This window comes from Liquorilactobacillus uvarum DSM 19971 (assembly GCF_001434935.1).
Taxonomy (GTDB): Bacteria; Bacillota; Bacilli; order Lactobacillales; family Lactobacillaceae; genus Liquorilactobacillus; species Liquorilactobacillus uvarum.
Window position 1 is genome coordinate 47281 of the sequence record NZ_AZEG01000008.1, and the last position, 14872, is coordinate 62152.

The 14872-nt window shown below is 34.6% G+C and carries 13 protein-coding genes; 11 read left to right on the forward strand and 2 right to left on the reverse strand.

What is annotated here, in order from left to right; translation table 11 throughout:
• Positions 1-363: 363 nt before the first annotated feature.
• The gene (locus FD20_RS05515; protein ID WP_057736561.1) at positions 364-1566 is read right to left on the reverse strand and encodes an SAM-dependent methyltransferase; all 1203 of its coding nucleotides are present in this window, start codon (positions 1564-1566) and stop codon (positions 364-366) included.
• A gap of 271 nt (positions 1567-1837) precedes the next feature.
• Between FD20_RS05515 and FD20_RS05520 the strand changes: the two genes are divergently transcribed.
• The 6 genes from FD20_RS05520 to FD20_RS05545 all read left to right on the forward strand — a co-directional run bounded on the left by FD20_RS05520 (position 1838) and on the right by FD20_RS05545 (position 9614).
• On the forward strand, positions 1838-3205 hold the full coding sequence (locus tag FD20_RS05520; RefSeq protein ID WP_057736562.1) for an FAD-dependent oxidoreductase: 1368 nt from the start codon (positions 1838-1840) through the stop codon (positions 3203-3205).
• A 572-nt stretch (positions 3206-3777) separates the two neighbouring features.
• Positions 3778-4455 (forward strand): response regulator transcription factor, encoded by a 678-nt coding sequence (locus tag FD20_RS05525; protein ID WP_057736563.1) that lies wholly within the window; start codon positions 3778-3780, stop codon positions 4453-4455.
• A complete protein-coding gene (locus FD20_RS05530) occupies positions 4455-5447 on the forward strand; it encodes a sensor histidine kinase (RefSeq protein WP_057736564.1) in 993 nt (330 codons plus the stop codon). The genes FD20_RS05525 and FD20_RS05530 overlap by 1 nt, the downstream gene beginning before the upstream one ends.
• A 103-nt stretch (positions 5448-5550) precedes the next feature.
• Positions 5551-6306 carry an ABC transporter ATP-binding protein gene (locus tag FD20_RS05535; RefSeq protein ID WP_057736565.1) on the forward strand — a complete coding sequence of 252 codons (756 nt, stop codon included), beginning with the start codon at positions 5551-5553 and terminating at the stop codon, positions 6304-6306.
• Positions 6307-6309: 3 nt separating this feature from the next.
• A complete protein-coding gene (locus FD20_RS05540) occupies positions 6310-8226 on the forward strand; it encodes an ABC transporter permease (RefSeq protein ID WP_057736566.1) in 1917 nt (638 codons plus the stop codon).
• 221 nt (positions 8227-8447) lie between these two features.
• A complete protein-coding gene (locus FD20_RS05545) occupies positions 8448-9614 on the forward strand; it encodes an AI-2E family transporter (protein WP_057736567.1) in 1167 nt (388 codons plus the stop codon).
• A gap of 133 nt (positions 9615-9747) precedes the next feature.
• Here the strand turns inward: FD20_RS05545 and FD20_RS05550 are convergent, their stop codons facing one another.
• Positions 9748-10149: an iron-sulfur cluster biosynthesis family protein gene (locus FD20_RS05550; RefSeq protein ID WP_057736568.1), complete on the reverse strand. Its 402-nt coding sequence runs from the start codon at positions 10147-10149 to the stop codon at positions 9748-9750.
• 133 nt (positions 10150-10282) lie between these two features.
• On the opposite strand from FD20_RS05550, the gene FD20_RS05555 reads away from it, so the two are divergent.
• The 5 genes from FD20_RS05555 to FD20_RS05575 all read left to right on the forward strand — a co-directional run bounded on the left by FD20_RS05555 (position 10283) and on the right by FD20_RS05575 (position 14721).
• Positions 10283-11020 carry an SIR2 family NAD-dependent protein deacylase gene (locus tag FD20_RS05555; protein WP_057736569.1) on the forward strand — a complete coding sequence of 246 codons (738 nt, stop codon included), beginning with the start codon at positions 10283-10285 and terminating at the stop codon, positions 11018-11020.
• 17 nt (positions 11021-11037) lie between these two features.
• Positions 11038-11472 carry a MarR family winged helix-turn-helix transcriptional regulator gene (locus FD20_RS05560; protein ID WP_057736570.1) on the forward strand — a complete coding sequence of 145 codons (435 nt, stop codon included), beginning with the start codon at positions 11038-11040 and terminating at the stop codon, positions 11470-11472.
• A 179-nt stretch (positions 11473-11651) separates the two neighbouring features.
• On the forward strand, positions 11652-12494 hold the full coding sequence (gene dat / locus FD20_RS05565; RefSeq protein ID WP_057736571.1) for a D-amino-acid transaminase: 843 nt from the start codon (positions 11652-11654) through the stop codon (positions 12492-12494).
• Between the two features lie 384 nt (positions 12495-12878).
• A complete protein-coding gene (locus FD20_RS05570; protein ID WP_057736572.1) occupies positions 12879-13874 on the forward strand; it encodes a HoxN/HupN/NixA family nickel/cobalt transporter in 996 nt (331 codons plus the stop codon).
• A 244-nt stretch (positions 13875-14118) separates the two neighbouring features.
• Entirely contained in the window at positions 14119-14721 is a 603-nt protein-coding gene (locus FD20_RS05575) for an ATP-dependent Clp protease proteolytic subunit (protein ID WP_057736573.1), read from the forward strand.
• The last annotated feature ends 151 nt before the right edge of the window (positions 14722-14872 follow it).

A 14872-nucleotide genomic window follows, 5' to 3' on the forward strand; every position in this document is an offset into this window, starting at 1 on the left:
CGCGTTTAATTTTCCTCTGATATATCTTTTTAGGTAATATTACCAAGATGAAATCAGAGCGAGTACACCAGTTTTGAGCATCAGTTGTGCATTGCAAATATAGTTTTGTCTATGAATAATCGCAATTAAATGTGAAAAACTAGCTGTCGATCCTCACTAAATTTGTATAATACAAGATTAAAATAAGGAACTGAATCAAACGTTATATTTTGACTCAGTTCCTTGTTTTTATTTCACTGTAAACATAAAATTTGAACCTTAATAATATACAAAAAACAAAGCCGTACGAAAAATCGTCTTTTAGCACAGCCTAACATAATTTAATTTTACATAGTATTGTGTTTTTAGGCTTGTTTCTCGCTTTTACTTAATTTGTGGAATATTTTTATCCTGTTCTGACATATAATCTCTAGTTAGTGGAAGATTCAGCCCACTTGGTCCCTTTGTTAATAAGTACTGTGCGACATCAATATTTCCAGATTCAAAAGATGATGCACAAGCTTGCAGGTATAAATTCCACATGCGGAAAAATTTATCATCAAACATTTCGATAATTTCCAATTTGTGTGCAAGAACGTTTTGTGTCCAGATCTCTAATGTCTTTTGATAATGTCTTCTGAGTGTTTCCAAATCCTTAAGCTGCAAATTGCTCTGCATAATGTGTTCCATCATTTCGCTTAGATGGGGAATATAGCCACCAGGGAAAATATATTTGTTAATAAATGGATCAGAGCCAACTCCCATATGTTGCCCAGTAATACCATGTATTAGAGCTCGTCCTTCAGGCTTTAAAAGTTCTGAAATCTTTTTAAAATATGTTTCCAAATTTTCTTTACCGACATGTTCAAACATACCAACACTTGTAATGTAGTCAAAACTTTGGTCTAATTCACGATAATCCATGAGTTTGACATCAATCATATCCTCAAGATGTTCAGTTTCTATTCTGTTGCTGACATAGTCGAATTGCTCTTTGCTTAAGGTAATCCCTGTTGCGTGAACACCATAGCTTTTAGCAGCTGCAAATAAAAGGGTTCCCCAACCGCAACCAATGTCTAGTAATGTTTTATCAGGTTTCAAATCGAGTTTGTTTAAAATATGATAAACTTTATTAGTCTGCGCTTGTTCAAGCGAATCATTTTTATTTTTAAAGTAAGCACAAGAATATGTCATCGTTTTGTCAAGCCATAATCTGTAAAATGAGTTACCAAGGTCATAGTGACTTTGAACATCGGTTTTGCTTTGCTTTTTAGAATGATTTTGCTTAGGCAGAAATTTTTTAAACTTATCACTGTTTATAAAACTGTGGGGGGTCATAAAAATCGCAGTTATTAAATTTTGAATACTGCCTTGTACTTCGATATTTTTTTCCATATAAGCTTCAGCAAGCGTAAGCGTGGCATGTTCTAAAACAGAATGAGGCGAAATCGGCTTTTTGAACTTTATTTTATTTTGTACTTCTCCTTTTGGACCGAAAGTCTCATTTTCTCCATCCCAAAAAGTTACTTCAACAGGAATATTGAAAGCATGTTTTAGTAACGTTTTATAAAAAGTTTTTTCTAGCAATGTGAAGACCTCTTTTCAAACTTTTGAACAAATTTGCTATAATTTGCTTGACATTTTTTAATTGCTCTTTTAACCAATATAACGCTAATTTTCAAAATGATAAAGGTTGAAATTTATTAAAAAAAATGGCCTCAATAAAAAGTGTAATTATGAACAAAAGGGAATGCAAAAAACTTGTTTAATAAATTAACTTTGTGTACAATATAACTGTTGACATGCTCATGTGTGAACATAATTATGAGCAATACCCTGAATAGGAGGCTGATTATTTATGAAAGTTGCAGTTGTTGGTTGTACACATGCGGGAACATTTGCTATTAAACAAATTTTAAGCGATTACAAAGATGTTGAGGTTACCGTTTTTGAACGTAATGCTGAAATATCATTTCTATCATGCGGAATCGCGTTGTACTTGGGCGGACAGGTCAAGGATCCTCAAGGGTTATTTTACTCAAATCCTGATGAGCTAAACGAATTAGGTGCTTCTATCAAACTAAAGCATAACGTGAGGGAGATTGATTCTAAAAATCATACGCTTGAAGTGGAAAATCTATTGACAAATGAAGTAACAATTGAACATTATGATAAGTTGATTATGACTACCGGTTCTTGGCCGATAGTTCCGAATATCCCCGGCATACAAAGTAAAAAAGTTTTGCTTTGTAAAAATTGGACACATGCACAGGAACTGTTTGAACGTGTTCCAAAAGTCAAAAAAATTGCTGTAATTGGTGCCGGATATATTGGAGCAGAATTGGTTGAAGCGTACTCACTTAAAGGGCACGAGGTTATTTTAATTGATGCACAGGATCGTGTGATGCCTAAGTATTTCGACCCCTCCTTCACAGATAAAATTGAAAATGATTTTAAGAACAATGGTGTACAGTTGGAACTTGGACAGTCAGTTCAGAGATTTGAAGAAAAAGCAGGCGAATTGATGATCGAAACGGACAAAAAAACTATTACTGCCGACTTAGCAATACTTTGTATTGGGTTCAGACCCAATACGGATTTGTTAACCGGTAAAGTTGAGATGACTCCTAATGGAGCGATCATCACTGACGATTATATGCGTAGTTCGGATCCAGATATTTTCGCTGCAGGAGATAGTGCGGCTGTTCATTACAACCCAACTGGTAAAAATGCATATATTCCACTAGCTACAAATGCTGTTCGTCAGGGGATTCTCGTTGGCAAAAACTTGAAAAAACCTGTACTGCGTTATATGGGAACGCAGTCGACTTCTGGCTTATCTCTTTATGGAACTTCAATCTGCTCAACAGGTTTAACTGCTGAAGCTGCTAAAATGCAAGGGATAGATGCTGAACACGTTATTTTTGAAGATAACTATCGACCAGAATTTATGCCTTCAACCACACCGGTTTTAATGTCACTTGTTTATGATGCTGTTACTAGACGTATTCTGGGCGGAGCATTGATGAGCAAATATGATATCTCACAATCAGCTAATCTTTTGTCATTGTGTATTCAAAACAAAAATACGATCGATGATTTAGCGATGGTTGATATGCTTTTTCAACCAACTTTTGATCGTCCGTTTAACTATTTAAATCTCTTAGGCCAAGCAGCACAGGCCCAATTAGAAAAAAATAGATCAAAAGAAGTGTTTGCTAACTAGATAGAGAAGTTAAAAAGATGAAAATGCGGTAGGGTTGTATTTTACCGCATTTTCATCTTTTTTGATTTTTTAAGAAAGCAAGAAGATCTTAACTAAATGATGGAACATGGTCCTCCAACTTTGTAACCGTTTTTAGTAGCTAGCTGCATTAATTCAGTTAACAACAGCCGATTTTTTTAGACAAAACTAGTTTATTTTCCAGAAGACAGGTAGAGAATGAATTATGTACTTTTTGAATCAGCACAGGACAACTTTGTTTTCAAATTTTAACTCTTTTTGAGCGGAGCATATGTTTCTCCAAGTTCTTGGAGCATTTGATCGAGAATCATTTAAGCTTCTTGTGCATTTTTGTTCAATTAAAACAATTTATTTATATAAAAATAGTAAAATTAATATTGAGATTGCAAATATGTATGTTTAAATATGAGCATGGGTGTTTTAAGGCTAATCAAATTAAGCATAGTGTTAAATGCTATTGCTATTAAACCTGAATCATGGTTATTATAAATTGTTAGGACTGCTTTACTATTCTTAAATCTAATCCTTTATACGAGAAGGGAAGAATTGGTCTTATGCCAAAAATATTTGTTATAGAAGATGATGCATCAATTTTAAATTCTGTCAGAAAGGGATTGGAGAAGTGGCAGTATCAGGTGGAAAATGTTGGTAATTGGAAAAATATTGTTCAAGAATTCTTAGACTTTGAAGCTGATTTGGTGATAATGGATATCACATTGCCGACTTACGATGGTTTTTATTGGACTTCGAAGATAAGGGACATTTCCAATGTTCCTATTATCTTTGTTTCTGCAGCCGAAATGGACCCAAATGCGGTAAGGGCAATTGCGACTGGGGCTGATGATTATATAACGAAGCCTTTTTCGCTAGCTGTACTTATTTCAAAGATTCAGGCGGTGCTTCGAAGAGTTTCAAGTGATAGTGAAGTAAGATCTAAAAAAATAACAGTCAAGGGATATCAACTTAATGTTCTAAACAACTGTCTAAGTTATACAGGACAAACGATTAAATTAACTCCAACTGAAGGAATAATTATGGAACTTCTCTTTTTGAACCCCAATAAAACTATATCAAAAGATCGCTTAATGCAAAATATCTGGCAAGGTGGTTTATTTATAACACAAAATGCTTTGAACGTTAATGTTAGCCGGTTGCGTAGCAAACTGGCTACAGTGAACCTAAAAGAAAAATTGGTAACTGAACGTGGTCGCGGATTCAGGCTGGCAATCTAATGTTTAACAGTTCAGTCAAACATATCATAAAGATTATTTTAGCAAAATGGCCCTTGTTTATACTGTATTTAAGTTCAACCACTTTTTTAGGCTTTTTATGTCTGCTTTATAATATCAAACTTATACTAATTGCCGATTTAATTAGATTTACATTAATTCCTTTTTTGCTTTTTTTGTTTTATCGAATTTATCATGAAGAAAAATTTCTGCGCAATCTTAGAAAAGCCAGTTCTCAAGGACAGATACTTGAAGCGGTGCCGCACGGCTTAGTAGAAAAAGCATTCATTAGTTCCTTTAATCAATTGCAACAGCAAAGAATTCAATATGAAAAAGAAGTTCAGAAAGAATTTAAACAACATCGTGATTATTTAGTGATGTGGAGTCATGAAGTAAAAACACCGCTGACTGCTTTGAGTTTAATGGCAGAAAATGAAAATGAGGTTGCAAGCATTGATGTGCAGCAGCAGATAGCGTTGGCTTACCATCAGTTGAACTTAATACTTACATATGAGCGGTTAGCAGACTTTAACCACGATCTTGTTTTCAAATGGATTTCTGTTAGTGACATTATTGAAGTACTTATAAAAAGATATGCAGTTTTTTTTATCAGAAAAGAAATTACACCCCATATAAAAATTACGGCTGTCAAAGCCCTGACAGATCCAAAATGGCTATCGTTTATTTTAGAACAGTTGCTAATGAATGCTCTCAAATATTCAAAAAAGGGGGCTTCTATTGAAATTGAGTGGCAAGACAATGCAATCAAAATTGTTGATAATGGAATTGGCATCGATGCTAGTGATCTTCCACGCGTTTTTGAGCCTGGTTTTACTGGTCAAAACGGACGTCATCACAACTCTGCTACTGGTATGGGGCTTTATATTGCTCAACGAATCAGTAAGCTACTAGATCTTAAATTGACGATTGAATCAGAAATAAGCAACGGAACGAGTGCAATAATTTTAATTCCTGAAACTAAGATCAAATACTGAATTAAAAATAACAAACTGTAAGGTTTCTAACGTTGTTGTAACTACAAAACAACGTTAGAAACCTTTTATAATATTACTAGACAAGTGAAGGAGTGTTATTTAGATGAACGTATTAGATTTAAACCATGTTCGCAGAATTTTTGCAGATGACAAGAAAAACAAGGTTATAGCATTAAAAGATATTTCGTTCAGTGTTGATAAAGGTGAGTATGTTGCAATCATGGGTGAATCAGGAGCGGGCAAAACAACATTGCTTAATATTATTGCAACTTTGGATAAGGCAACAAGTGGCAGCATTACTTTAGATAATTTTGATTTGAATAAACTACCTGAAAAACAAACAGCTAAGTTTAGACGTGAACATTTAGGTTTTGTTTTTCAAAATTTTAACTTGTTAGATACATTTAATAATCGTGACAATATTTTTTTGCCATTAGTACTTGCGAAAACCAGCTATCCTGAGATGGAGCAGCGTTTACGCCCGCTGGCAGAACAGCTTGATATCAAAAGCTTATTAGAGCGTTATCCTCATGAAATCTCAGGCGGGCAAAAGCAACGTGTCGCAGCAGTAAGGGCATTAATTACAAAACCAGACCTTGTTTTAGCTGATGAACCGACAGGAGCTCTCGACTCGCATAACACCGAAAATTTGCTACAGCTTTTTGAAAGAGTTAATGCTCAAGGACAAACAATTTTGATGGTAACACATAGCGCTGCAGCGGCAAGTCATTCGAAACGAACGCTTTTTATCAAAGACGGTCAAATTTATCACGAAATCTTCAAGGGAGATCATTCGAGAGCGGAATATTTAAAAAAAATCATGACAAGTTTGGCAGCATTGTCAAGCAAGGAGGTTTAAAGAATGATCCATCTTAAATTGGCGTGGCACGGTGTCACACATCACAAACAAGAATATGGTCCTTTTCTTTTAGCAAGTATAGTTCTTATTGCAATTAACTTTATTTTTTGGAATGTATCACTGAATAAAACTTTAAAAGCAATGGCTTTTGGCGATGCAACAATTGAGATAACGAAGGTGGCCATTGTTTTTATTTCCTTGATATCATTGTTTTTAATGTTTTATGCGAACAGTTTTTTGATCAAGCAACGCGGAGAAGAACTTGGTCTCTACAATATGATCGGACTCAGTAATAGTGATCTGCGCTGGATTCTGACATTAGAGACTGCTTTGTTGTATGCAATTAGCTTAATTGCTGGATTAATTTCGGGCTTTGCTTTTCTTAAACTGGCGTTTTTGATCCTTCAAAAGTTGTTGACGCTTAAGCAGTCCCTTGACCATTTTGAATTGTATGCAGTATATACGACGGCTATGATTTTCGCACTTATTTTTCTAGCGTTGTTGTTTTATAATTTTTATCGAGTTCATACAAATGATCCTATCCATCTTTGGAATCAATCTTTCAAGGGTGAGAGGGAACCCAAATCAAAAAAAACATTAGCTGTTCTTGGTGTTGTAATACTTGCTTGGGGATACTGGATATCAGTTAAAACTAAGCCGAATGCAACAGCTTTTACTGGCTTTGTGCTGGCCGTTATTTTAGTTGTTTTGGGAACATATTTACTTTTTATTGTCGGTAGTATCGTTCTCCTGAAGGTATTGAAGAAACAGAAGAAGATTTATTATAAACCAAATCATTTTATTGCTATATCAGGGATGCTTTTTCGGATGAAACAAAATGGAGCAGGGCTAGCATCGATATGTTTACTGTGTACATCTATTCTTGTTACGATGGTCGGCACTTTGAGCTTGTATGTTGGTGAAAATAAGCTGATCAATTCATGGAATCCATACGATATAATGTTTACAACAGAAAAACGGCTTACCTCAAAGCAGCAGCGTACCATCAACGAAACGGCTTCTAAATACAATATTTCTTTAAGTAAGAAAAAACAGATAACAATGACGACCCCCAGCGCGGGTTCAATAAAAAAAGATAAATTTGAAACCAATAATATTATGAATGCTACATTGCAGTTATCCTCATTAACACTTGCTGACTATAACAGCATTCAGGGAACCAATATAAAATTAAAAAAACAGCAAATTTTACTTTATGATGTTTCTTCAAAATTTAACAAAAAACATATTACTATTCGCGGACAGCGCTACCAGGTAAAAAAAATTAATAACTTCAAATTCGCATTCAACTACCAACATGCAATTGTACAACCGATTTTTGTTGTTGCCGCTGATAAGTCAATCTGCAGTGCAATTAATCCACAACCTGAAATGGTCGTCTCAGGATTTAATATAGGTGGTACTAAAACTAATCAGTTAAGATTTGCAAACTCTTTGCAGAAAAATATGAAATTGAGTAACGAAACATATACTGCAGCCCCAATTTTTAGAAATCTATTTCAATCGCTTTTTGGGTCGTTGCTTTTCATTGGGTCATTGGTAAGCATTACGCTAATTTTTGCAACAGCTCTGATTCTCTATTACAAACAGCTTTCGGAAGGTTATGCCGATCGGAAAAGATTTCAGACAATGCAGCAAGTGGGATTGAGTCAAAAAGAAACTAAGGAGGCAATTCGCAGTCAAGTTTTACTAGTGTTCATGTTACCGATTGTAGGTGCAGCCATTCACTTTGTTTTTTGTATCCCAATGCTTAAAAATATACTTTCGCTTTTTTCAATGTATAACACTAAAATATTAGCAGGGGTAAGCATTGTGACACTGTTTGTTTTAGCAGGTGGATATCTTTGTATATATTTTCTGACAACGAAGGTTTATCAGGAGTTGGTAAATAAAAAATAATAAAATAAAAAAAATCTAACTTAGTTGGTAACCTTATTGATATTTTAGATTATCATCCCTTTTAATTTCGTACAGCCAATATTACAGTCTGTAAATGTAAAAAACTATTAGCCAGAGGTATATTTCGCTATAATGTACTTTAGGTGTTGAAATTAGCAATGGCGAGTAAACTTTACATTTAACTCAGTAATCAGCTATTGCGTATTAAGGGGAGTGAGAAGATGGAAAAAAGCAGATGGATTCGGTTCTTAGGTGGAAATAATTTAATTTTTACATTAGTTACTCTGGGCTTGATGGCAACTGTTATCTTTCTATTCGATAAAATATCATTTATTTTTAAACCACTTGGCATTATAGCAGGGACCGTGCTACCGCCACTTATTTTTGGAGTTGTTATTTACTATTTGTTGAATCCATTAGTCAAATTACTAGAAAAAAAGCTTTCTCGAGCATGGGTAATAACGGTTATATATGTTCTAATACTTGTTCTCTTGGCAATTGGGGGTATTCAACTTTTATTTTTAGTTCAAGATCAAGCAACTGAATTACTTAAACGATTCCCAGAAATTTTGAAAGGCTTCCAAAATAACTTTGATTCAGCTACCAAGAATCTGCCATTTGCAAACGAAGTTAACCAATTAGTTAAATCAGTTGATTTAAATAGCAATAAAATTGGAGATTTCAGCAGCAAATATTTTTCAGATGGTCTTAAGGGATTCGGCGGTGTTTTTTCAGCCGTAACAACAATCTTTCTAACAATTTTAACTGGTCCAATTGTCGCTTTCTTTTTACTAAAAGATAAAGAAAAATTTTATAATTTTGTAAAAAAAATAGTTCCCCCATTTTTTCGAAATGATTTTAATGAGTTATTTAAAATTGTTGATCAGCAGATTGGCGGTTATCTTAAAGGTCAGATTGTCGCTTCAATTATCTTAGGAATTTTATATTGGCCGGCTTTCCTCTTAATTGGACTAAACTATGCTGGAGCTATTTCATTAGCTGCGGGCATTCTGTGTATTATTCCATATATCGGGCCCTTTGCAGTCTTTATTCCAGGACTAATCGTTGCTTTTCAAACTTCATTTATGATGGCAGTTAAATTTGTTGTTGTATGGTTTGTTATCCAATTCCTGCATGGAGAATTAGTCGTTCCACGTGTGATGGGTGATAAGGTCCAGCTCCATCCCATTACCGTTCTCTTAGTCTTGCTTGTTATGGGAGATCTGATGGGCCTAGTTGGTGTAATTTTCGGGATCCCAATCTATTGTCTAGTTAAGGTTCTTGTCATTTATCTTTTTCGCAATTTTAAGCGTCGTTATAATCGTTACTATGGAAGACATGGCAAGTATGAAGATACAAAGTTTTCGAAAGATGATTATTTAGATTAGTGAGGAAAAAGAATAATTTTGAAATTCTTTTTATAAGCTGTAAGCAACTTACCAAAATACAAAAAACTGTTAGGGTGTCGAAATGCGGCCTAACAGTTTTTTAGTTGTATTTAAACTTGACAACAATTAAAAATCATATTAAATCAGTTTTTTCCATCAAAGCGTGCGAATTCGGAGTATAGTGTGAAAAATCTTTAAGAGAAACATTGTTGTCGATTATACCCGTATATCGTCCCGATAAAACTAAAAGATTAAACTGATCCGTACCTAAGTAGGTTTCGTCGTCCAAGAATTCAAGTGAGTAGTCTTTTACTAAAAAACGCCCCAAAGAAGAATCAATTTCAGTCTCGTAATCAGTTAAATCAGCTGTATCATTAACAATGACAATATCAAAGTTTGTTTCAAGCCCACAAGTTGCTTGGAGTTTGGAATAAATTCCAACACCATCATCAAAGCTTAACAAAACATGGAGCTTTTTATTATCTGTATACTTTTTGAGCACTTTTTGTGCTGTTGGCGAGATAGTTAAAAACATAATATATTTACCTCCTTAAAATAATGCAAACTCTATTATTGAATTTCGGACATTAATTGTATAAACTTTGCTATGTACATACATATTAAATGCATATAGATTAAAAGTCAAACAATAGGTGGTATGAATCTAAATGTCAAATATGGAAAAAATAATTTGCTTAGCTGAACTCATTCTAACGGCAAACAAAACTGTTGTTTTCACTGGAGCAGGAATTTCAACCTCGAGCGGATATCCTGATTTGGAGGGTATGCAAAAAATTACCCAGAGAGATTCAAAATTTCATGACGATCTCTTAAAACTGTTAACAAACCGGTTTGCACAGAAAAATCCTGCAGAGTTTTATCGCCTTTATCGTAAAACTCATTTTCAACCGCAAAACAGGCCAAGCTTGGCGCATAGAGTAATGACTTTGATGCAAAAAAAGAAATTGCTTGCTGGAATAATCACAATGAATTTGGATCATCTGCATACCAGCGCAAATTCAAAGGATGTAGTTGAGTATTGGGGAAGTATCAACGATAATTATTGTGTAGCTGCACATCATTATTTTGATATGGAGTTTATAGCGAGCCACTCTCTGCCTCGTTGTCCTCTGGATGGCTCGTTAGTTTTGCCTATATTTGTCGAACGAAATATGACAGCTATTAAAAAAGAACTTGAGCGCGGACAAAAAATGGTTAACAATGCTGATCTACTGTTGCTTTGTGGAACTAAAGCAGCACACGGTGTACCTGGGCATCCTCGCAAAATGGTAATTATCAATAAATGGCCAACGAGTTTTGACTCACAGGCTGAATTAGTGATACATGCTGATTTAGACTGGGTCTTCAAACAATTAGCGATTATTTTTCAATATATTGAAAAATAAAAAGGAGGTTTTTTGCAATGGAACTGTCACTTGATAACTGTACCTATTTTGCAACTAATAGATTGGCAAGAGAAACTGAAAAAATAGCAATTAAAGCTTATCAACCTACGGGTTTAGCACCAACTTACAATTATATTTTAATGACAATCAATGAACTGAAAAGTATTAATCTACAAGATCTTTCTCAATTGATGGGAATTGCGCCATCTACAATGTCACGGTTTATCAAAAAACTCGAAATTGAAGGTTTGGTAAAAAAAGAATACGGTTGGAGAAAGTTGGATCTGCAACTGACGGATAAGGGAGTTCGTTTCATGCCATCCGTATATAAATGTTTCGACCAACTAGGAATTCTGATGTCTTCGTATTTTCATGAACCAAATGCAAAAGAAAAATTCGTTGAATTGATTAATAACAAATTTACATTATTTGAAGAAAAGAGCGATGAATAGTTTCTGAGTGATAACAAGCATTAATTTAACTACTTGGGATGATTCTTATATTTTTTATAGATTGACTTTTGTAACACGCAAGTATAAATTTATATTAATTAGAATTTTATCATTTATCACCTAAAAGAAGTCTAAAAAATATAGTTTTATTTAATAGGTTGGAGAGGAAAGTGAACAATATGCATGTGTTATGGAATGATCAAGTTGTTGAACGGTCTGAGGTAAAAATTGACATTGAAGATCGGGGATACCAATTTGGAGACGGTTTATATGAGGCGTTAAGAGTCTATGGTGGAAAAATGTTTATGTTTGATGAACATTTTGCACGATTGAAGCGCTGTGCAGATGAAATTCGCTTAAAACTTCCCTTTACTAAATCTGAATTAAAGCACAACTTAGAAAAACTGATTGCTGCTGAGAACATTGATGGTGGCGAAATTTATTTTCAAGTTTCAAGGGGAACATTAGCTCCTCGGAATCACAGAATACCATCCTTTGAAGAAGTTAAGCCCGTTCTTACTGGAAATGTAATTCCATATGAACGACCAGTTGATAAACAGAAAAATGGTGAAACGGCATGTCTAGTCGAAGATAAACGTTGGTTGCATTGTAATATCAAATCTTTAAGTCTGTTAGGGAATGTTTTGTCACTTGATGAAGCTCTGCAAAATGGTTATGATGATGCGCTTCTTGTACGAGACGGATATTTTACTGAAGCATCTGCGTCGAATGTCTGGTTCGTTATAGATGGTTCTTTATATACCCATCAAGATGGCAACCTGGTTTTGCCAGGTATAACAAAACTCCGGTTGCTTGAAATTGCGCGCAGTGAAGGATTAACAGTTAAAGAAGAAGCTGTTCCAGTTTCTAAATTAGAGAAAGTCGATGAATGTTTTGTTTCAAACTCCATCTGGGAAGTAGTCCCGATTGTTAGTGTAGACGGGAAACCAATCAATAATGGAAAGATAGGTAAAATTACCGCACTTTTGCAAGATAAATATATTGAATGGATCAATAAATAGCCGTTTGTGACCTAGTGGTTAAAAAATTACTTTTAAATTAAGGATGAAATTAATGTAGTTTATTTTTGTTCTTTTATTTGTCTGTAGATAAACCACAAATTACTTGTGTGGCGAAAAAACTCTTCAGTACAAAAAACTCTCTCTTTATTTAATAGTTTTCGGTTACCCATTAAAACTAAATTTAGAGAGAGTTTTTTGTATTGTCTGAAGTCTTAGCAGTTTAGTGCATATCTGTATAGAATTGCAAGTTCTGCATTTATATTTTCATAAAAAACAAAGTATGTTAACAAATGATAACATCTTGCGTTTTGCATTTTTGGCAACGTCAGTTTGATCGACACTTTGTACACTTACATTAAGAAATTGATGGGGGTTTATTGATTTATGAAAAATAAAGTATTGCGCGGTTCTATTCCATACTATTCAGCTAGTGCAGGGCTGCATGTCATCGGAATTGTTTTATTGCTCATCGCGGGATTCCACTCTCCTAGCTTTTGGGGAATGAGCTTTTTAGCTTACTCGCTTGGGTTACGACACGCCTTTGATGCAGATCATATAGCAGCAATCGATAATACAGTACGCAAATTAGTTCAGCAGAATAAAAAAACTTACGGCGTCGGGTTTTACTTTTCTTTAGGTCATTCAACAGTTGTTTTTTTAATGGCAATTGTTGTCAGCATCTCAGTTAAATGGGCAAAAGTTAAATTACCTTTCTTAGAAGCAGTTGGCGGACGTATTGGTTCACTTGTTTCAGGCAGTTTTTTAATTGTTATTGCGTTATTTAATCTTTTGATCTTGATCAGCATGTACAAATCACTTGAAAAAATGAAACAAGGAAAATTCGATGAAAACAAACTAAATGAGCTTTTATTATCGCGTGGTTTTCTTGCACGCTTGTTGGCTCCTCTTTTTAAATGTATTGATCATAGTTGGCAGATGTATCCAATAGGCTTCTTATTTGGACTAGGGTTTGACACAGCAACTGAAATAGCTTTGATTGCTTTATCTGCCAGTGCTGCACAGTCAAGCATCTCAGGGTTAGGTATCATTGCGTTGCCTATACTTTTTGCAGCCGGGATGAATCTAATGGATACTACTGATTCTGTCATGATGTCTGGAGCCTATAATTGGGCGTTTGATACACCAGTCCGCAAAGTCTACTATAACCTGACAGTGACTACTGTCTCGGTCATTGCAGCATTTGTTATCGGCGGAATTGAATTGCTCCAAGTCGTAACAAGTATGACAAACGTTAAAAGCTGGGTTCAAAATATTGATTTCAATTATCTGGGTTATATATTGGTTTTTGCCTTTATTGCCATGTGGGGTTGTGCATACCTCATTTGGAAATTCTTCATTAAAAAAAGAGAAACAGTATAGTCATGTCTTTTCAAGATGTGTGCGATTATTACTTAGAGAGTATACTAATAAAAAATATATGTTGTGTTTAACTCACCCAAAAATAAAATAGTTCTAGATCAAAAGCAAATCATTCAAATTAAAGTTGACGTTTAACAATCTGGGCTAGGATAGTTCATGCGTTAAAACACAGGAGTTATGATTCTTTAATCATTCTGTAAACTGTGGTATACTTCAATGGTCAAAGAAAGTGAGGGATTTTTTTATGACACAGTTTATGGATCAAAATGATGAAAAAAAGAAAAATGCTAACGATATATCAGATGTGTATCGTAAAAAAATGCTTGATCAGCGAATTGTTTTGGTATACGGCGAAGTGAACGAAGAATTAGCTAAAGATATTACATCCCAGCTGCTACTTCTTGCTGCTTTATCAGATGACCCGATTACAATTCTTGTCAATAGTCCTGGTGGGCATGTGGAATCCGGGGATACAATTCACGATATGATTAAGTTTATCAAACCAACGGTGCGTGTTATCGGAACTGGTTGGGTTGCAAGTGCAGGAATTACAATATTCTTGGGTGCAGATAAAGAAAATAGATATAGCTTGCCTAACACACGTTACATGATTCATCAACCAGCAGGCGGGGTTCAGGGTCAATCTACAGAAATTCAGATTGAGGCACAAGAACTTATTCGTACACGTGAAAGAATTAATCAGTTAATTTCTGAAGCAACAGGTCAACCACTTGAAAAAGTTGAAGCAGATACAGACCGTAATTTCTGGATGTCTGTTGATGAAGCTAAGGAATATGGAATTGTTGGGAAGAAAATTACAACATTTGCTGAAATTTCACCAAAATAATTTAAGATCAGGTATTGTTTTGTTCAAGCAGAACATTGCAGAGCTTGAAAATTTTTAAACACTAAGAGTAAATTACAGTTTAAGTGGGAAAGGGTTGTGACAAAACTAGATGCTTGTCACAACCTTTTTTTATTGCTTTTACAAACAAAGA

Excerpts from the sequence above, each read along its gene's own strand:
- FD20_RS05545 (WP_057736567.1), top strand. The coding sequence starts at position 8,448 with ATGGAAAAAAGCAGATGGATTCGGTTCTTAGGTGGAAATAATTTAATT.
- FD20_RS05530 (WP_057736564.1), top strand. The coding sequence starts at position 4,455 with ATGTTTAACAGTTCAGTCAAACATATCATAAAGATTATTTTAGCAAAA.
- FD20_RS05525 (WP_057736563.1), top strand. The coding sequence starts at position 3,778 with ATGCCAAAAATATTTGTTATAGAAGATGATGCATCAATTTTAAATTCT.
- FD20_RS05560 (WP_057736570.1), top strand. The coding sequence starts at position 11,038 with ATGGAACTGTCACTTGATAACTGTACCTATTTTGCAACTAATAGATTG.
- FD20_RS05535 (WP_057736565.1), top strand. The coding sequence starts at position 5,551 with ATGAACGTATTAGATTTAAACCATGTTCGCAGAATTTTTGCAGATGAC.
- FD20_RS05570 (WP_057736572.1), top strand. The coding sequence starts at position 12,879 with ATGAAAAATAAAGTATTGCGCGGTTCTATTCCATACTATTCAGCTAGT.
- dat (WP_057736571.1), top strand. The coding sequence starts at position 11,652 with ATGCATGTGTTATGGAATGATCAAGTTGTTGAACGGTCTGAGGTAAAA.
- FD20_RS05520 (WP_057736562.1), top strand. The coding sequence starts at position 1,838 with ATGAAAGTTGCAGTTGTTGGTTGTACACATGCGGGAACATTTGCTATT.
- FD20_RS05550 (WP_057736568.1), bottom strand. The coding sequence starts at position 10,149 with ATGTTTTTAACTATCTCGCCAACAGCACAAAAAGTGCTCAAAAAGTAT.
- FD20_RS05555 (WP_057736569.1), top strand. The coding sequence starts at position 10,283 with ATGTCAAATATGGAAAAAATAATTTGCTTAGCTGAACTCATTCTAACG.
- FD20_RS05575 (WP_057736573.1), top strand. The coding sequence starts at position 14,119 with ATGACACAGTTTATGGATCAAAATGATGAAAAAAAGAAAAATGCTAAC.
- FD20_RS05540 (WP_057736566.1), top strand. The coding sequence starts at position 6,310 with ATGATCCATCTTAAATTGGCGTGGCACGGTGTCACACATCACAAACAA.